Origin of the sequence: Pseudomonas sp. NPDC096917 (assembly GCF_044762555.1) — a bacterium.
Lineage (GTDB): Bacteria > Pseudomonadota > Gammaproteobacteria > Pseudomonadales > Pseudomonadaceae > Aquipseudomonas.
The window spans coordinates 183,669-201,375 of the sequence record NZ_JBIWEO010000003.1 but is presented as its reverse complement, the minus strand read 5'-3'; the positions used below and the strand labels follow the sequence as shown (position 1 = coordinate 201,375).

Annotated in this window: 13 protein-coding genes; 7 read left to right on the top strand and 6 right to left on the bottom strand. The window is 56.3% G+C overall.

The window, feature by feature from the left end; genetic code table 11:
- Positions 1 to 63 precede the first annotated feature (63 nt).
- Both ACIQYF_RS05075 and nfuA read left to right on the top strand, forming a co-directional pair.
- Positions 64 to 2,373, top strand: a complete 2,310-nt coding sequence (locus ACIQYF_RS05075; RefSeq protein ID WP_402857511.1) for a fatty acid cis/trans isomerase — start codon at positions 64 to 66, stop codon at positions 2,371 to 2,373.
- A 112-nt stretch (positions 2,374 to 2,485) separates the two neighbouring features.
- Positions 2,486 to 3,070: a Fe-S biogenesis protein NfuA gene (gene nfuA, locus ACIQYF_RS05070; RefSeq protein ID WP_019409695.1), complete on the top strand. Its 585-nt coding sequence runs from the start codon at positions 2,486 to 2,488 to the stop codon at positions 3,068 to 3,070.
- A gap of 157 nt (positions 3,071 to 3,227) precedes the next feature.
- Here nfuA and cobM read toward each other — a convergent pair whose 3' ends face one another.
- The 3 genes from cobM to ACIQYF_RS05055 all read right to left on the bottom strand — a co-directional run bounded on the left by cobM (position 3,228) and on the right by ACIQYF_RS05055 (position 4,961).
- Positions 3,228 to 3,974, bottom strand: coding sequence for a precorrin-4 C(11)-methyltransferase (gene cobM, locus ACIQYF_RS05065; RefSeq protein ID WP_402857507.1), 747 nt, complete (start codon positions 3,972 to 3,974; stop codon positions 3,228 to 3,230).
- Between the two features lie 64 nt (positions 3,975 to 4,038).
- The gene (locus tag ACIQYF_RS05060; protein ID WP_402857504.1) at positions 4,039 to 4,464 is read right to left on the bottom strand and encodes a cobalamin biosynthesis protein; all 426 of its coding nucleotides are present in this window, start codon (positions 4,462 to 4,464) and stop codon (positions 4,039 to 4,041) included.
- Positions 4,465 to 4,574: 110 nt separating this feature from the next.
- Entirely contained in the window at positions 4,575 to 4,961 is a 387-nt protein-coding gene (locus tag ACIQYF_RS05055; RefSeq protein WP_402857501.1) for a response regulator, read from the bottom strand.
- Positions 4,962 to 5,148: 187 nt separating this feature from the next.
- Here ACIQYF_RS05055 and ACIQYF_RS05050 point away from each other — a divergent pair, with 187 nt between their 5' ends.
- From ACIQYF_RS05050 to ACIQYF_RS05030, 5 genes are all read left to right on the top strand, one after another.
- Complete coding sequence (locus tag ACIQYF_RS05050) at positions 5,149 to 8,619, top strand: response regulator (RefSeq protein WP_402857498.1); 3,471 nt, start codon at positions 5,149 to 5,151, stop codon at positions 8,617 to 8,619.
- Entirely contained in the window at positions 8,620 to 9,435 is an 816-nt protein-coding gene (locus ACIQYF_RS05045; protein ID WP_402857496.1) for a CheR family methyltransferase, read from the top strand.
- Complete coding sequence (locus ACIQYF_RS05040; RefSeq protein WP_402857493.1) at positions 9,432 to 10,040, top strand: chemotaxis protein CheB; 609 nt, start codon at positions 9,432 to 9,434, stop codon at positions 10,038 to 10,040. Before ACIQYF_RS05045 ends, ACIQYF_RS05040 begins: the two co-directional genes overlap by 4 nt.
- Positions 10,031 to 11,227 carry an ATP-binding protein gene (locus ACIQYF_RS05035; RefSeq protein ID WP_402857491.1) on the top strand — a complete coding sequence of 399 codons (1,197 nt, stop codon included), beginning with the start codon at positions 10,031 to 10,033 and terminating at the stop codon, positions 11,225 to 11,227. The genes ACIQYF_RS05040 and ACIQYF_RS05035 overlap by 10 nt, the downstream gene beginning before the upstream one ends.
- Positions 11,228 to 11,293: 66 nt before the next feature.
- Positions 11,294 to 11,671 (top strand): response regulator, encoded by a 378-nt coding sequence (locus ACIQYF_RS05030; protein WP_402857489.1) that lies wholly within the window; start codon positions 11,294 to 11,296, stop codon positions 11,669 to 11,671.
- A gap of 115 nt (positions 11,672 to 11,786) precedes the next feature.
- Here the strand turns inward: ACIQYF_RS05030 and ACIQYF_RS05025 are convergent, their stop codons facing one another.
- From ACIQYF_RS05025 to ACIQYF_RS05015, 3 genes are all read right to left on the bottom strand, one after another.
- Positions 11,787 to 12,842, bottom strand: a complete 1,056-nt coding sequence (locus ACIQYF_RS05025; RefSeq protein ID WP_402857487.1) for a tetratricopeptide repeat protein — start codon at positions 12,840 to 12,842, stop codon at positions 11,787 to 11,789.
- A 267-nt stretch (positions 12,843 to 13,109) separates the two neighbouring features.
- Positions 13,110 to 14,519, bottom strand: a complete 1,410-nt coding sequence (locus ACIQYF_RS05020; RefSeq protein ID WP_402857485.1) for an efflux transporter outer membrane subunit — start codon at positions 14,517 to 14,519, stop codon at positions 13,110 to 13,112.
- Positions 14,516 to 17,695: an efflux RND transporter permease subunit gene (locus ACIQYF_RS05015; protein WP_402857483.1), complete on the bottom strand. Its 3,180-nt coding sequence runs from the start codon at positions 17,693 to 17,695 to the stop codon at positions 14,516 to 14,518. Before ACIQYF_RS05015 ends, ACIQYF_RS05020 begins: the two co-directional genes overlap by 4 nt.
- Between the last annotated feature and the right edge of the window lie 12 nt (positions 17,696 to 17,707).

The window sequence follows — 17,707 nt, the reverse complement described above, 5'->3', positions numbered from 1 at the left end:
CATGTTTGAAGGCGTGTAGCGCAGGTAGAATCTCGACATTGTTTAATATCAGGATAATGGCACATGTTTTTTCGCCTACTCACCGGCGCCGTGACGCTGGTGATGTGCAGTACAGCGCTGGGACAAGCCCCGCTCGCCAGTCCGGCTATTGCTCCCACTGTTTCTTATGTGCGAGACATACAGCCGATCCTCACCGAAAAATGCGTTGCCTGCCATGCATGCAACGACGCTGCTTGCCAGCTCAACCTGGGGAGCGCGGAAGGTGCGACCCGCGGCGCCAGCAAAGTGCCGGTTTACAAGGGGGATAGAACCACTGCCGTGCAGCCGACACGGATTTTCTATGACGCCAGCGGCCCGCAAGAGTGGCGCAATAAAGGCTTTTACTCGGTGCTGGACGCACAAGCGGCGCAAGCTGGATTGATGGCGCGGATGCTTGAGTTGGGCCATCGCACGCCGCTCACGCCCAATGCCAAGTTGCCGGAAGACATCGTGCTGGGTCTGAACAGGGAAAATGCCTGCCCGGCGCCGGGTGAGTTCGATGCCTATGCGCAAAACCACCCTAAAGAGGGCATGCCGCTCGCCGTTACCGGGCTGACTGATCAGCAATACCACACGGTACAAACCTGGCTCGCCCAAGGCGCACCGGTTGATCAGAACGCCATCAAACCCACTGCCGCAGAAGCGGCGCAGATAGCGCAATGGGAAGAGTTGCTTAACCGTGCGGGTTCGACCGAAGCGCTGGTGGGGCGCTGGCTGTACGAGCACTTATTCTTGGCTCACGCTTATTTTGACAATGGCGTGCCAGGGCATTTCTTTCAGTGGGTGCGCTCGCGTACGCCAAGTGGGCAGCCGGTTGACCTGATCGCGACACGTCGACCGAACGATGATCCAGGCACCACGTTCTATTACCGGTTGATGCCGGTGCAGGGTGTGATCGTGCATAAAACCCACATCACCTACCCGATGGGCCAGCGCAAGCTAGCGCGGGTCAAGCAGCTTTTTTACAGCGGTGATTGGCATGCGACTCAACTGCCAGGGTATGGGCCACGTGGCCGGGCCAATCCATTTGAAACGTTCGAAGCGATTCCGGCCGTGGCGCGTTACCAATTCATGCTGGATAACGCCGAATACTTTGTGCGTACCTTTATTCGGGGTCCGGTTTGTCGAGGTCAAATTGCCACTGATGTGATTCGCGACAACTTCTGGGCTTTGTTCCAGGAGCCTGCGCATGATCGTTATGTCACTGACGCCGCCTATCGAGGCAAAGCTACGCCGTTACTGGCGATGCCGGGTCAGATTGACGATGTGGGCAGCATTATTTCGCTGTGGCACAACTACCGTGACAAGCGCAATGACTATGAAAAATTGCGTCAGAAAGCCTACGCAGACATGACACCTCCCAGCTGGTCGACCTTGTGGGCAGGCAATGACAACGCGTTGCTGACCATCTTCCGACACTTTGACAGTGCCAGCGTAAGCAAAGGCTTAGTCGGCGACATACCGCAAACAATGTGGTTGTTCGACTACCCGCTACTGGAACGCACGTACTATCAATTGGCCGTCAATTTTGATGTATTCGGTAACGTTTCGCACCAGGCTCAGACGCGCTTGTACTTTGACTTGATCCGCAATGGCGCCGAGGTCAATTTTTTGCGGCTGATGCCCGCGGACCAGCGATCGAGCATTCTCGACGATTGGTACCAGAACAGCGGCAGGCTGAAAATGTGGATGGACTATCAGAAAATCGATGCCAGCATCCCGACAGCCATGGTGCTCAACCCGCAGGATCCCAAACGTGACTTTGGCCTCAAGCTGATCGAACGCACCGGCACCTTGAATGCGCGGCCCGATCCGATCAATCGCTGCAAGGGCGCCTATTGCTCGCGGCCCAACATCGCCCGGGAGTTTCAGTACGCCGAGCAATCACTGAGCCGTTTGACCTCGCGTCCTGCGGCAGGCCTGGCGGTCATCAGTCAGCTGCCTGAAGCCACGATGCTGCGCATTGAGGGCGATGATGGCAAGCGCGAGATGTACAGCATGCTGCATAACCGCGCGCACACCAACGTAGCGTTCATGCTCGGCGAGGAATACCGTTTGCAGCCGGGTCTGGATACGTTGACGATTTATCCGGGAGTGCTCAGCAGTTATCCGAACTTTATGTTCAACATCCCGACTGATCAGGTGGAGGCGTTTGTCCAGGCCATGGAGCAAACCAAGGATCAGCAAGCCTTCGACGCCATTGTTGAGCGCTGGGGTATTCGGCGCAGCAACCCACAGTTTTGGCAGTACTTTCATGACATCGGCCAGTACATTAACGAAACCGATCCGGTTGAAGCGGGCGTTCTTGACATGAACCGCTACGAGAACCTGTAGTAGTCCCCGGTAATTTTGAATAAGAAAGGGCAGGTTTCCTGACAAAAATACTAGGACTTTGTCAGGCGCGCCGATTGGCGTAAACTGCCCCACATGTCTGCGAGGAGATTCCATGAGCGCCATAACCATTACCGACGCCGCCCACGATTACCTGGCTGATCTGCTATCCAAGCAGAACACCCCGGGCATCGGCATCCGCGTCTTTATCACCCAGCCCGGCACCCAGTACGCTGAAACCTGCATAGCCTACTGCAAGCCGAATGAAGTGAAACCTGAAGATACTGCCATAGGCCTTAAAAGCTTTACGGCCTGGATCGACTCGTTCAGCGAAGCGTTTCTGGAAGATGCGGTGGTGGACTACGCCACTGATCGCATGGGTGGTCAACTGACCATCAAGGCGCCCAATGCCAAAGTGCCGATGGTCAATGCTGATAGCCCTATCAACGAGCGTATCAACTACTACCTGCAAACCGAGATCAACCCCGGTTTGGCCAGCCATGGCGGTCAGGTCAGCCTGATCGAAGTGGTTGAGGACGGCATCGCCGTGCTCAAGTTCGGTGGTGGTTGCCAGGGCTGCGGCCAGGCCGACGTGACACTGCGCGAGGGTATCGAACGCACCCTGCTAGAGCGCGTTCCGGAGCTCAAGGGTGTGCGTGACGTGACCGACCACTCGCAGAAAGAAAACGCCTACTACTGAGTCATCAGTAACAGGGTGTTCACTGCTCGGTGAATGAAAAAACGGTGCCCATGAGCACCGTTTTTTTATGCCCGCCGCGCGGGTCAACGCCTGTGGGAGCGAGCTTGCTCACGGTCTTCCAGATTCCGAGCCAGGCTCGTGCCTACAGAAGACGGCCTCAAGGCCGATACAAATGCGCATGCCCGGCGCGATACAACGACGAATCCGCAAACGTGTCACTGGCCAGCACTCGGCCCACCAGAATCAGCGCCGTGCGCTTGAAGCCCTTGGTCTGGACCTTTTCCAGAATATCCTCCAGCGTGCCTTGCACCCAATCCTGATCCGGCCAACTGGCACGATGGATCACCGCAATCGGGCAATCGCTGCCGTAATGCGGGGTCAGTTCGCGAATGATGTTTTCAAGGTTTTTAACCCCCAGGTGAATCGCCATGGTGGCTTTGTGCTGCGCCAGACTGGCGAGCTCTTCACCCACAGGCATCACAGTTTTTTCCGCGTAACGGGTCAGAATCACTGTTTGCGAGATGTCCGGCAGGGTCAGTTCTGTGCCCAGAATGGCCGCGCAGGCGGCGGTGGCGGTCACACCGGGGATGATTTCAAACCCGATGCCCAACTCGCGCAAGCAGCGGATCTGTTCGCCAATCGCGCCGTAGAGGCTCGGATCTCCGGAGTGCACGCGGGCCACGTCCTGGCCTTTTGCGTCAGCGGTTTTGATCAGTTCGATGATTTGTTCAAGGTGCAATTGGGCGCTGTTAACCAACAGTTCTGCTTGATGGCCTTGCAGAACGGCAGCGGGAACCAGCGAGCCGGCATAGATAATGACTGGGCAACTGCGAATCAAGCGCTGGCCTTTGACGGTAATCAGTTCTGGATCGCCGGGCCCGGCGCCGATGAAGTAAACAGTCATGGCAGTCTCTGGAAAAGGTCGAAATAGAGCGACTCTTGAAAAATGCTCATAGTGAAGCGAGGGATTATCGCGTTATTTGCCCGCCGCAAGCCAATGCAAAGGTCGCCACTGCCGACTTTCGTCGTGTTATCAGCAATCGTGCTGGCCCATCACTCAGTTGTTCGGCCTGGGCCAGTGCCACACTTTCAGCGACACCCCAGCAACCCGAGTGTTCGAATGCAAGGGTCGAACGATGACTGAGGCGGGGCTCATAGGTCACCAGCTGATCGGCGCGAAATACCGCTAACGGTAAGCCTAAATACGTCGCCAACTGAATCAATCCCGGCTCGTTTTGCTTGATATTCAGGCAGGCCAGGGCTCGAACATCGCTTAATGCCAGCCCGGCACTCGCCAGTGAAGGGGTCATCAGTGCCAATAAGTCGCTGCAGCTAACACCTTGGCGACAGCCCAAGCCAATGACCAGGATTGGCGCTGTTCGGGCCACCGTCATGCTGAAGACTGATTGGCAGGTCTATGGCAGATAGGCACAATTTCGCCGTGCTTGGTGCAAGTGGACATAGCCTTGCCTCTGAATTGACGGCGGGCAGTTTAAACCCAAGGTCAATTTACGGCTACGGTGGATGGAAGAGCGCGAAGCAGGCTGGTCACCTTGTCGCGCAATTGATCAATAGAGAAGGGCTTGCCAATGACTTGCATGCCGTCGGCAACCTCGAGGGTTTCGGCGTAGCCGCTGGCAAACAGGATCGGCAGATGTTGATGCAGCTCGCGGGCTTTATGCGCTAATGCCCGGCCGTCCATGTCCGGTAATCCGACATCGGTCATTAGCAGGTCAATGCGCAGGCTCTTGTCTTCAAGCAGTTCCAGTGCGCGCTGACTGTCCTCAGCTTCAAGTACGTTGAACTCCAGCTCTTCCAGAACGTCAACGATAAGCATACGAACAATGGCATCGTCTTCGACCACAAGGATGGTGGAGGGTGTTGCGGACATAATCAGGCTCTCGCTAAAAATTTAAAACTGCGCCCAATAACACCTGCGCCAGCCGCTAAGGATAGCGTTGCGCTACTTTCGTGTACGCATTTTTGTAAGAAAAATCTTCAATTTATGCAAGAAAGTACAACTATTACGCCGGATTCCTTCAAACTCCACCCATTTATGACGTTCACAGGCCCGAAATATGAATTCACCTGCATCCATTGATGAGCGAAGTTTTCGCAAGTTACTGACTCGCAACGTTGGCTTGCCCTTGGCTGTCGGTGTGCTAAGTGCCGTCTTGTTTGTAGTCATGATCAGCTATTTGCTATCGGTCCTTAAATGGGTCGAGCACAGTGATCGGGTGATCAGCAACACCAACGAAGCGGTCAGGCTGACGGTCGATCTGGAAACCGGCATGCGCGGTTTTCTGATTACCGGTGACGAACATTTTCTGGACCCGTATGCAGTGGCCAAGCCGCAAATCCTAGCTCAGCTTCAGGGGTTGCAAGCGCTGGTCAGCGATAACCCGCAACAGGTTGATCGCCTCAAGCGCATTGAAGCCTTGCAAAACGAGTGGGCGACTTATGCCCAGGCGATGGTCGATATGCGCCGTCAGGCTGGTGATTACCGAGCGGCGGTACAGTCCGGGCGTGGCAAGAGCCTGACTGACCAGATTCGCCATGAATATGACAACTTCATTCAGATGGAGCAGCAACTACGGGTTGCCCGCAACAAAGAAGCCAGCACCACGACGTTTGTCTGTGTCGGTCTTTATCTGTTTTTTGTCTTGGGTTTGAGCGCCTTCTTGGCGTTTGTGGGGCGCCGGGATTTAATAACCCTTTCAAAGAGTTATCAGCATAATTTCGAGTTGCAGGCGCAAGCGGCGCAACGTCTGGAGCGCCAGGCATGGCTGCGTAACGGGCAGACAGAGCTGGCAGAGCAGGTGCTCGGCCGTCTGACCCTCAACATGCTGGGCCGCAATATCCTGCAATTTTGTGCCCAATACCTGGGCTCGGTTGTGGCTGCGGTGTATGTCCGTGAAGACCACGGAGGGCTAAGACGAATTGCCAGTTATGGGGCTTCGCGTGAACAAGAAGCCCGTAATGAGGTGATTCACGATAACGAAGGCATTGTCGGGCAGGCCGCCCAGCAAGATCAGCTGATTCGTCTGGACAATGTGCCTTCGGACTACTTCTTCAAAGTCAGCTCCGGGCTGGGCGAAGGCACCCCCAACAGCGTGCTGGTGATACCGACCAGCGACGATGATCGGGTTAACGGGGTGATTGAACTGGGCTTTCTCAGGCCGCTTGAAGCCCGTGACATCGAGTTGTTCGAGCTGATTGCCGACAGCATCGGCACCGCCATCGAGGCCGCGCGTTATCGTCAGCGTTTGCAAGAGGTGCTGGCTGAAACGCAGCAGCTCAATGAAGAGCTTCAAGTTCAGCAAGAAGAGCTCAAAACGGCTAACGAAGAGCTTGAAGAGCAATCGCGGGTTCTTAGAGAGTCGCAGACTATCCTTGAGGCGCAGCAGGCGGAGCTTGAGCAGACCAATGAAGCGCTGGAAGATCAGCGTGATGCCATGAACCGCAAGAACAGTGAGCTCAATCAGGTTCAGGTGCAGCTTGAAGAGCGGGCTGAAGAGTTGCAGCGCTCCAGCAAGTACAAGTCTGAATTCCTGGCCAACATGTCTCATGAGCTGCGCACGCCGCTGAACAGTTCATTGATTCTGGCCAAACTGCTGTCAGAAAATCCGCTACAAAATCTGACCGGCGAGCAGGTCAAGTTTGCCGAGTCGATTTACTCGGCGGGCAACGACTTGCTCAACCTGATCAACGACATTCTGGACATTTCCAAGGTTGAAGCCGGCAAGCTTGAGGTTCGCCCCGAGAACACCAGCGTGGCGCGCATGATCGATGGGTTGCGCGGTCTGTTCCAGCCACTGGCGACCGAAAAATCGCTGGATTTGCTGGTCGAGTTGCAGCCGGGCTTGCCGCCGTTGATTTATACCGACAGCCAGCGTTTGGAGCAGGTGCTTAAAAATCTGCTGTCCAACGCGATCAAGTTCACCGAAAAAGGCCAGGTAAGCCTCACGGTTTCACCTCATCCGGGGAATGCAATTGCGTTCACGGTGGTCGATTCCGGTATCGGCATTGCCCCGGAACAACAGGAGAGTATTTTCGAAGCGTTCCGCCAGGCAGATGGCACCACCAATCGCCGTTATGGCGGCACCGGGCTTGGCTTGTCGATCTCGCGGGATCTGGCGACCTTGCTTGGGGGATCCATTAGCGTCAGCAGCGAACCGGGGAAGGGCAGCATCTTTACCCTGATCATGCCGGAGCAATTTGTTGAAGACGGCGAACCGCACGCACCGCTGCCGGCCAGTGTTGCCCCACACCCTGTACCGGCCAAGCCCCTGGTAATGCTGCCCTCTGATGCAGCGCTGGATATTCCGCGCTTCGCAGATGATCGGGAAAAAGCCCCGTTCACCAAGCGTTGCATTTTGGTGATTGAGGACGAGCCCAATTTTGCGCACATCCTCTTCGATCTGGCGCATGAACTAGGCTATCACTGCTTGGTCGCCCATGGAGCGGACGAAGGTTTCAGCCTGGCTTCGCAGTTTATTCCCGATGCAATTTTGCTCGACATGCGCCTGCCCGATCATTCCGGGCTCACGGTGCTGCAGCGCTTGAAGGCGCTGGCGCCAACCCGGCATATCCCGGTGCATGTGATTTCCGTGGAAGACCGTGTTGAAGCCGCGATGCACATGGGCGCGATCGGGTATGCGGTCAAGCCGACCAGCCGTGAACAACTCAAGGAGGTCTTTGCGCGTCTGGAAGCCAAGCTCACACAGAAGGTCAAACGCGTTCTGCTGGTTGAGGACGATGACTTGCAGCGCGACAGCATCGCCCGCCTGATCGGCGACGATGACATCGAAATCACTGCAGTTGGCTATGCCCAGGAAGCGCTGGACCTGCTGCGCAGCAATATTTACGACTGCATGATCATTGACCTCAAACTGCCAGACATGTTGGGCAACGAATTGCTCAAGCACATGTCTACCGAAGACATTTGCTCGTTCCCGCCGGTCATCGTCTACACCGGGCGTAACCTGACCCGCGATGAAGAAAATGAACTGCGCAAGTATTCGCGCTCGATCATCATCAAGGGCGCGCGCTCGCCGGAGCGTTTGCTGGACGAAGTGACATTATTTCTGCACAAAGTTGAATCTCAGTTGTCCCATGAACGCCAAACGATGCTCAAGACCGCCCGCAGCCGCGACAAAGTCTTTGAGGGCCGCAAGATCCTGCTGGTGGATGACGATGTACGCAACATCTTCGCGCTTACCAGCGCGCTGGAGCACAAAGGCGCGATTGTGGTAATCGGGCGCAACGGGCGCGAAGCGATAGAGCGCTTGAACGAAGTGCCAGACATCGATCTGGTGTTAATGGACGTGATGATGCCCGAGATGGATGGCTACGAAGCCACCGTCGAAATTCGCAAGAATCCGCGCTGGCGCAAGCTGCCGATTATTGCCGTCACGGCCAAGGCGATGAAGGACGATCAGGAACGCTGCCTGCAAGCGGGCTCGAATGATTACCTGGCGAAACCGATTGATCTGGATCGACTGTTCTCACTGATACGGGTTTGGCTACCGAAAATGGAACGACTTTAAGTGCAACGAGACACCGACATTGAGTTACGGCTACTGATCGAAGCGATCTACCTCAAGTACAGCTATGACTTTCGTGATTACTCTGGCGCCTCGATCAAGCGCCGGGTGCAGCATGCCTTGCGCCAATTCGACTGCAAGACCATTTCGGCTCTGCAAGAGCGGGTGCTGCATGACCCGCAGGCCTTTATGCAACTGCTGCAATTACTGACGATTCCAGTGAGCGAGATGTTTCGCGACCCGGAGCACTTTTTGGCCATTCGCCAGGAAGTGGTGCCGATTCTCAAGACCTATCCGTCGTTGAAAATATGGATCGCGGGGTGCAGCACCGGCGAAGAGGTGTACTCGATGGCCATTTTGCTGCGCGAAGAAGGATTGCTGGATCGCAGCATCATCTATGCCACCGACATCAACCCGCGCTCGCTGGAAAAGGCCAAGCAAGGGATTTTCTCGCTGGAAAATATTCGCGCCTACACCCACAACTACCAAAAGTCAGGTGGCCAGCGCTCGTTTGCCGATTACTACACGGCAGCTTATGACTACGCGATTTTTGACAAGAGCCTGAGCGAAAACGTCACCTTTGCCGATCACAGTCTGGCAACCGACAGCGTGTTTTCAGAAACTCATTTGATCTCGTGTCGCAACGTTTTGATTTATTTCAATAAAACCCTGCAAAACAGAGCGTTTGGGCTGTTCCGTGATTCGTTGTGCCATCGCGGTTTCCTGATGCTGGGCAGTAAGGAAACCCTGGATTTCTCGGATTACAGCAAACAGTTTTCGCCTTTGCTCCAGCAAGAACGGATCTATCGAAAACTATGACAGTCAAAGACTTTGAAATCGCCGGTTTACGGCCCGTTAACGCTATTGTCGTAGGCGCTTCGGCCGGAGGCGTTGAGGCATTGCTGGCGATTTTCGCTGATCTGAAATCAGGTTTTCGACTGCCGATTATTGTGGTTTTGCACTTGCCGGACGAGCGTCGCAGCCAGTTGGCCGCCGTGTTTGCCAGGCGTCTGTCGATACCGGTCAAGGAAGTGGACGACAAAGAGCCGATTGTGCCGGGCACCTTGTATTTTGCGCCTCCCGGCTACCATGTTTCGGTGGAGCACGATCGCAGTCTTTCGTTGAGTCGGGAGGAAAGGGTGCATTACTCGCGTCCCTCGATTGATTACCTTTTTGAATCCGCAGCCGACGTGTATCAACACGCACTGGCTGCGATCTTACTCACGGGAGCCAATCAGGATGGTGCGCAGGGGCTGGACACGGTCAGGCAGCAAGGTGGTTTGACCATCATCCAAGACCCCAAGCAAGCGTTGGTATCGACCATGCCGCAAGCGGCGCTGGATCGCTTCCAGCCGGACTTCATCCTTCCTTTGCGCGGTATAGCCTGTTTGCTCCTTGAGCTGGAAAGAATCGAATGCAACTAAGTGATATTCAAGCCAAGCTGCTGATCGTTGATGATCTGCCAGAAAATTTATTGGCCCTCGAAGCGCTGATAAAACGCGAAGATCGCGCGGTGTACAAGGCCTTGTCTGCAGACGAGGCGCTTTCGTTGTTGCTTCAGCATGAGTTCGCAATGGCCATTCTGGACGTGCAAATGCCGGGCATGAACGGCTTTGAGTTGGCCGAGCTGATGCGTGGCACAGATCGCACCAAGAATATTCCGATCGTCTTCGTCAGCGCGGCAGGCCGCGAGATGAATTACGCCTTCAAGGGCTATGAGAGCGGCGCCGTCGACTTTTTGCACAAGCCGCTCGACATTCACGCGGTCAAAAGCAAGGTCAGTGTGTTCGTTGATCTGTATCGGCAAAGCAAGGCCATGCAACAGCAGGTCGAAGCGCTGGAGCACAGCCGCCGTGAGCAGGAAGCCTTGCTCGCCCAGCTACAACAGACTCAGGTTGAACTTGAACATGCCGTGCGCATGCGTGACGACTTTATGTCGATTGTCTCGCATGAGGTGCGAACGCCGCTCAACGGCCTGATTCTGGAAACCCAGTTGCGCAAGATGCATCTGGCGCGCAATAACGCCGCGGCGTTCACCTTGGACAAGATGCACGCCATGGTTGAGCGTGATGAGCGTCAGATCCAAAGCCTGATTCGTCTGATTGAAGACATGCTAGACGTGTCACGCATACGCACTGGCAAACTGTCGATCCGGCCAAGCGAGTTTGATCTGTCACGGGCTGTGGCCAATCTGCTGGAGGTTTTTTCTCCGCAAATCAGTGCTGCGCAATCGAGCGTCAACTTCAGCGCCGATCGGCCAGTGGTCGGGCATTGGGATGAGTTCAGGATTGAACAGGTCATTTCTAACTTACTCACCAATGCCTTGCGTTATGGTGCTAAAAAGCCGATTGATGTAGCGGTGTATACCGAAGGTGATTTTGCCGTGGTGGCGGTGCGCGACCATGGCATTGGTATCAGTAAAGACAACCAGCAACGGATTTTTCAGCAGTTTGAGCGGGTTTGCGCTAGCCATGTGGTGGCGGGGCTTGGGTTGGGGCTGTTTATTTCGGAGCAGATTGTCGCTGCCCATAGTGGCAAAATTACCGTGCAGAGTGAACTGGGCGAGGGGGCTTTGTTCACCATTCACCTGCCGCTGGTACAAAAGGCATAAAATGGTCGCAACCTATGACCCAGGCCGCGGTCGTATTGGCAGCAATTGTTCGGAATAAGGTTTCCCATGAGTGAAGATGCGCAAGATGTTGTTTTGATTGTCGAAGACGATCCCTCGATCCTGATGGTCCTGAGTGCCTACCTCTCAGGTGAAGGCTACAGAGTGTTGCAGGCCGAAAATGGTGAGCAGGCGTTCGAAATTCTGGCGAGCAAGCCGCACCTGGATCTTATGGTCACCGACTTCCGTTTGCCGGGTGGCGTTTCGGGGGTTCAAATTGCCGAACCCGCGCTGAAACTGCGGCCCGATCTTAAAGTCATCTTTATCAGTGGTTATCCGGCCGAGATTCGTGATACCGGTAGCCCGATTACCCGCACCGCCCCCATTCTGGCCAAACCGTTCGACCTCGACACGTTGCAAGAGCAGATCCGCAAGTTGCTTGAGTGAGCGCAATGACTGGGCAGGCGCGAGCGTGCAGCAACGCCGAGTGTTGGCACAGCGTCGCCTTCAATTCAGGACGAGATTCGTGACACTCGCGCCGCTCCTGCAGGGGCAGGCTTTGTCATAAGCCTTGCTGCAAGGCCGGATCATCCGGGTTTTGTTGCTCCAGTTGAGCCAGCAAGACTTGCACATTTTGTAGTTGGCCGGCTTCTTTCCAGTAGCGAATCAGTAACAGACGCGCTTTGCGATTGGCCGGCTGGCGTTGCAGCAGCTCTTCAAGTTGACGCTGCGCCGGTTCCAATTGCTCAAGGTCATGCAAGGCTATTGCCAGTTTGTAGCGGTATTCGCTGTTGTCCGGCTCCAGCTCAACCGCCTTGGCCAGGCCCAGCAAGGCATATTCCGTCTGCCCGTGGTTGAGCAACCAAATCCCCAGGGCATGTTGCAAGTAAGCAGAGTCGGGATGTGCTTGCAGCTGCCTGGCCAAGAGTTCACGTGCCTGGTCAGTTTTGCCTCGCTTATCCAGCAGGTCAATTTTGGCGACGACGGCTTTGAGGTTTTCCGGATCCAGTGTCGTGACTTTTTCCAGTGCGGCCTGCGCTTCGTCCAGTTGCCCTTCATGCAGATACAAACGTGCAAGCTGGCCTTGGGCTTGGGGATCGTCGGGCTGGGTCTTGAGGTTGCGCTCGTATTCATCGACGACTTGCTGCAATGGAACGAAGTACAGGCCTTGTTCATCGGGTGATAAACCGAGCAGCGCGCTGGCGGCGGCGAAACGCACGCTTTGTTCGGGGTCTTCCAGCAGTGGGCCGAGCAACAGCGTGCGTTGAGCGTTGGGCACCAAGCCTACAATGCTTTGAATCGCCGCCTTGCGCACCAGAGGCGAAGCATTTTGCAAATCGGCATCTGCCAGCTTCAGCGCTTGCGGGCTGGGGTAGTTGGGCAACTCGGCATGCAGGCTGGCGCGCCGAATATCGGACAGATCAGTACGCGCCAGCTGTTGGTACAGCACACGCGCCGCACCGGGCATGCCGTTGTGAGCTTGCTCAAGGGCTTTTGTATAGCTGTGATTGACGGCGGGAGGTGTCACGGTCGGGGCAGGGCGCATCCAATACCAAAGGCTGACTGCGATGAGTGCAGACAAAAGGCTGACAGCGAGGTAACGGCGAGGCTGTGACATGCAATATCCAGAAACAGGCGTACGGATGAGGTGCAAGATTGGGACAGTAGGCGTCTTGAGTCAAACCGAATGAGGAAATGCCCCAAAACCTGTCGCCGCTGCCGCAGGCTGCAATAAGGGCCGCTGCGCAACCCATCGCAGGGTACGGCAGCGGTTACAGGGGGGCGGGTGTGAAGGCAAAAAAAAGCCCCGCGACCGAATGAACGCGGGGCTAAAAATTGGCTGGATGCGACCAACCAAAGGAGCTCGTTTAATCGTGCCGCTGGATCAGTGTGCGCTAGCGACTGTCTCGGCTTGCCAGCCACCACCCAATGCTTTGTAAATAGCCACTACGCCTTGATACATCTCAACCTCGGCCTGAGCCTGGCTGTCTTCGGCGGCCAGACGCTCACGCTGGGCGTCAAGCAAGACCAGAAAGTCAACGCTGCCTTCGCGGTAGCGAATCGCTGCCAGGTCCGCTGCGGCACGGCTGGACTCGCTTTGGCGAATCAGCGAGACCAAACGTTGCTGACGCTTGCCGTAGTCGCTAAAAGCGTTTTCTGATTCTTCAAGGGCCAACAGCACTTGTTGCTCGTAACTGGCCAGTGCGCCATCGGCTTCAGCGTCTGCACCGCGCAAACGTGCCCGCACGCTGCCCAGGTTAAAGGCCGGCCAAGTAATGCTGGGGCCCAGAGCCCAGGCATTGGCGGCCGCCGAACCGATTTGCGAGCCACGCCCGGCCGTAAAGCCGAGGAAACCGCTGAGGCTGACCCGAGGGAACAAGCCAGCCTTGGCCACACCAATACGGGCTGTCGCCGCTGCCAGTTTGCGTTCGGCACTCATGATGTCCGGACGGCGTTGCAGCAAGTCGCCAGGGTTGCCGATGTTCAGCGCTTTGGCGATAGCCGGCAATTTGGCCGGGCTCAGGTCAACGCTGAGTGTGTCAGGGCGCTCGCCCAGCAAGGTGGCGATACGATTGCGCTCGCGCACTTGTTCCGCTTGCAGTTGCGGCACGCTGGCCTCAACGGCCGCCAAGCGGGCGTCAGCGCGCATCACGTCAAGTTCGTCACCGACGCCGGCATCACGCAGGCTTTCAGTGATGGCTTTGGAGTCCTGCTGGTTTTTCAGGTTGTCGAGCGCGATGTGTTCGCGAAGTTGTGCACCGCGCAGTTGTCCGTAGGCGTCGACCAATTCGGCAATCATCGTGACTTGCAACTGGTACAGGTCAGCAGCAGCGACTTGTTCGTCAGCGTCGCTGGCCTCCAGTTCGCGCTGGATGCGACCAAACAGGTCGACTTCCCATGCCATGTCCAGGCCCAGATCGTAGCGTTCGCTGTTGACGCGCTTTTCAGTGGTGCCCGGCACCTGGCCTTTGCCAACATCGCTGCTGGCACGGCTGGTGATGGTAGGCATGGTCTGCGTGCTGACGTCATCACGAATTGCCCGGGCTGCGCGCAGGCGGGCAAAGGCCACGCGCAGTTCACGGTTGCCAGCCAGTGACTGAGTCACCAACTGGTTTAGGGTCGGGTCGTCAAACTGCTGCCACCAGATCCCTTCGAAATGAGCCCGGTCAAAGCCCTTGAGATTATCAGCGCTGATGTTTGCCGGTTCGGTGGCCGGGGTTTTGTAGTCCGGGCCAACGGCGCAGGCACTCAAGGCCAGCACCAGCAGGCTCGGGAGGAACACTTTCAGGCTCATTGTTGCGACTCCAACTTGAGGTGCTTGGCCGCTTTGCGTGCTTCACTGCGCGCCACGTAACGACGAATCAACACATAGAACACGGGCGTCAACAGCAGGCCGAAGAAGGTCACCCCAAGCATCCCGGAGAACACCGCAACACCCATCGCGTGGCGCATTTCGGCACCGGCACCGCTGGACAGTACCAAAGGCACCACGCCCATGATGAAGGCGAAAGACGTCATCAGGATCGGCCGCAGACGCAGGCGGCAGGCTTCAAGGACAGCAGCCAGCGGACTCATGCCTTCTTCCTGCTTATCCTTGGCAAACTCGACGATCAGAATCGCGTTCTTACAAGCCAGTCCCACCAGCACGATCAAGCCAATCTGGGTGAAGATGTTGTTGTCACCCCCTGAAACAATCACCCCGGTGATAGCCGAGAGCAAGGTCATCGGAACGATCAGGATCACCGCCAATGGCAGGCTCCAGCTTTCGTATTGAGCTGCCAGTACCAGGAAGGCCAGCAATACGCAGAGCGGGAAGACGAACAGGGCAGTGTTACCCGACAGGATCTGCTGGTAGGTCAGGTCGGTCCATTCGTAGGTCATGCCGTTTGGAAGTTCTTCCTTGAGCAGTTTCTCGATGGCTTTTTCGGCCTGGCCAGAGCTGTAGCCGGGCGCTGCGGCACCGTTGATTTCAGCCGTGATGAAGCCGTTATAGTGCATCACGCGATCCGGGCCCGAGGTATCGCTGACCTTGATGAAGGTCGCCAGCGGGATCATCTCGCCCTTGTTGTTACGCACTTTCAACTGACCGATCTGATCGGGCTCAAGACGGAATTGTTGTTCGGCCTGAACGTTGACTTGATAAGTGCGGCCGAAACGGTTGAAGTCGTTGGCATACAGCGAACCCAGATAAATCTGCAGGGTATCGAAGATGTCACTGACCGCCACGCCGTGGGTCTTGGCTTTTTCGCGGTCGATCGCCGCATCGACTTGTGGCACGTTCACGGTGTAGCTGGTGAACAACCCTGCCAGTTCAGGCACGTTGTGGCTCTTGGCAATGATGTTCATGGTTTCTTTATACAGCTCGTCGTAGCCCAGGTTGCCCCGGTCTTCGATTTGCAGGCGGAAACCACCGATGGTGCCCAGGCCTTGAACCGGCGGCGGTGGGAAGATCGCCATGTAGGCTTCTTCAATCCCGCCGAACTTGCCGTTCAATGCGCCGGCAATTGCGCCCGCCGACATGCTTGGGTCTTTGCGCTGATCAAAAGGCTTGAGCGTGACAAACACGATGCCGGAGTTCGGGCTGTTGGTGAAACCGTTGATCGACAGACCAGGGAACGCCACCGCACTTTCCACACCCGGCTGTTTAAGGGCCAGGTCAGACATGCGCTTGATCACGTCTTCGGTACGGTCCAGGCTCGCGGCGTCAGGCAGTTGAGCGAAGGCCACCAGGTATTGCTTGTCTTGCCCAGGCACAAAACCGGTCGGCGTGTTGGAGAAACCGAAGAAGGTGAGCACCATCAAGCCTGCGTACAGCAGCAAGGCGATACCACTGCTGCGGATCACTCGGCCAACAGTCGCCACATACCCATGGCTGGCGCGTTCAAAGAAACGGTTGAACGGACGGAACAACCAGCCGCCAAATATTTTGTCAAGCCCTCTGGAGAAGCGGTCTTTCGGTGCGTCGTGGCTCTTGAGCAACACCGCCGCTAGCGCTGGCGACAGGGTCAGCGAGTTGAAAGCCGAGATCACCGTCGAAATTGCAATGGTCAAGGCGAACTGTTTATAGAACTGCCCGGTCAGTCCGGAAATGAACGCTGCCGGGATAAACACCGCACACAGCACCAGCGCCGTGGCAATGATCGGGCCGGTCACTTCACGCATGGCGCGCTTGGTCGCGTCCACCGGGTTGAGTCCGAGTTCGATATTTCGCTCAACGTTCTCGACCACCACGATCGCATCGTCGACCACGATCCCGATGGCCAGTACCAGCCCGAACAGCGACAGGGCGTTGAGCGAGAAGCCAAACATGTGCATCACGGCAAACGTACCGATCAGCGAAACGGGTACCGCGACCAGCGGAATGATCGATGCACGCCAGGTTTGCAGGAACAGAATCACCACCAGCACCACGAGAATCAGTGCTTCGAACAGGGTGTGAACCACCGCTTCGATAGAACCTCGCACGAAGATCGTCGGGTCATACACGATGCTGTAGTCCATGCCCTGCGGAAAGTTCTTCTTCAACTCGTCCATCGTGGCCCGAACTTCGTTCGAGATTTGAATGGCATTGGAGCCTGGACGCTGGAAGATCGGGATCGCCACTGCCGGCTGGTTGTTCAACAAGGAGCGCAAGGCGTACTGGCTGGAGCCCAACTCAACGCGAGCGATGTCTTTCAAGCGCGTGATCTCACCGTCATCGCCTGCGCGAATGATGATGTTTTCAAACTCTTCTTCTGAAACCAGACGTCCTTGAGTGTTGACCGACAACTGGAAGCTGGTGGCATTCGGGGCAGGGGGCGCACCCAAGGCGCCGGCCGCGACCTGACGGTTCTGCTCGCGAATGGCCGTGACCACATCAGTGGCAGTCAGATTTCGCGAAGCGGTTTTGTTCGGGTCCAGCCATACGCGCAGCGAGTAGTCGCCCATGCCGAACAACTGCACGTCGCCCACGCCGCTCAGGCGTGCCAGCTCATCCTTGATGTTTAGGATCGCGTAGTTAGACAGGTACAACATGTCGTAGCGCTGGTCCGGCGACGTCAAGTGCACAACCATGGTCAGGTCGGGCGACGCCTTGTCTACCGTGATACCAATGCGCGTCACTTCCTCTGGAAGCTTGGGCTCGGTACGGGTAACGCGGTTTTGCACCTGCACTTGCGCGTTATCCAGGTCGGTGCCCAGGGCAAAAGTAATGGTCAGGGTGATTTTGCCGTCAGCGGTGGACTGCGAAGACATGTACAACATGTTTTCAACACCGGTGATGGCTTGCTCCAGTGGCGCGGCTACAGTTTCACCGATGACCTTGGGGTTGGCACCCGGGAAGTTGGCGCGCACGACCACTGTCGGTGGCACTACTTCCGGGTATTCACTGATGGGTAATTGGAACAGCGAAATGCTGCCCGCAATCAAAATCAACAGTGAAAGCACAGCGGCGAAAATCGGCCGCTGGATGAAAAACTGGGAAAAATTCATCGGAGTTTTCGT

What these genes read in the sequence shown, in the direction of transcription:
- ACIQYF_RS05020 (WP_402857485.1), bottom strand. Translation starts at nt 14,519, where the DNA reads ATGAGCCTGAAAGTGTTCCTCCCGAGCCTGCTGGTGCTGGCCTTGAGT.
- ACIQYF_RS05035 (WP_402857491.1), top strand. Translation starts at nt 10,031, where the DNA reads ATGCAACTAAGTGATATTCAAGCCAAGCTGCTGATCGTTGATGATCTG.
- ACIQYF_RS05015 (WP_402857483.1), bottom strand. Translation starts at nt 17,695, where the DNA reads ATGAATTTTTCCCAGTTTTTCATCCAGCGGCCGATTTTCGCCGCTGTG.
- cobM (WP_402857507.1), bottom strand. Translation starts at nt 3,974, where the DNA reads ATGACTGTTTACTTCATCGGCGCCGGGCCCGGCGATCCAGAACTGATT.
- ACIQYF_RS05060 (WP_402857504.1), bottom strand. Translation starts at nt 4,464, where the DNA reads ATGACGGTGGCCCGAACAGCGCCAATCCTGGTCATTGGCTTGGGCTGT.
- ACIQYF_RS05030 (WP_402857489.1), top strand. Translation starts at nt 11,294, where the DNA reads ATGAGTGAAGATGCGCAAGATGTTGTTTTGATTGTCGAAGACGATCCC.
- ACIQYF_RS05055 (WP_402857501.1), bottom strand. Translation starts at nt 4,961, where the DNA reads ATGTCCGCAACACCCTCCACCATCCTTGTGGTCGAAGACGATGCCATT.
- ACIQYF_RS05075 (WP_402857511.1), top strand. Translation starts at nt 64, where the DNA reads ATGTTTTTTCGCCTACTCACCGGCGCCGTGACGCTGGTGATGTGCAGT.
- ACIQYF_RS05025 (WP_402857487.1), bottom strand. Translation starts at nt 12,842, where the DNA reads ATGTCACAGCCTCGCCGTTACCTCGCTGTCAGCCTTTTGTCTGCACTC.
- ACIQYF_RS05050 (WP_402857498.1), top strand. Translation starts at nt 5,149, where the DNA reads ATGAATTCACCTGCATCCATTGATGAGCGAAGTTTTCGCAAGTTACTG.
- nfuA (WP_019409695.1), top strand. Translation starts at nt 2,486, where the DNA reads ATGAGCGCCATAACCATTACCGACGCCGCCCACGATTACCTGGCTGAT.
- ACIQYF_RS05040 (WP_402857493.1), top strand. Translation starts at nt 9,432, where the DNA reads ATGACAGTCAAAGACTTTGAAATCGCCGGTTTACGGCCCGTTAACGCT.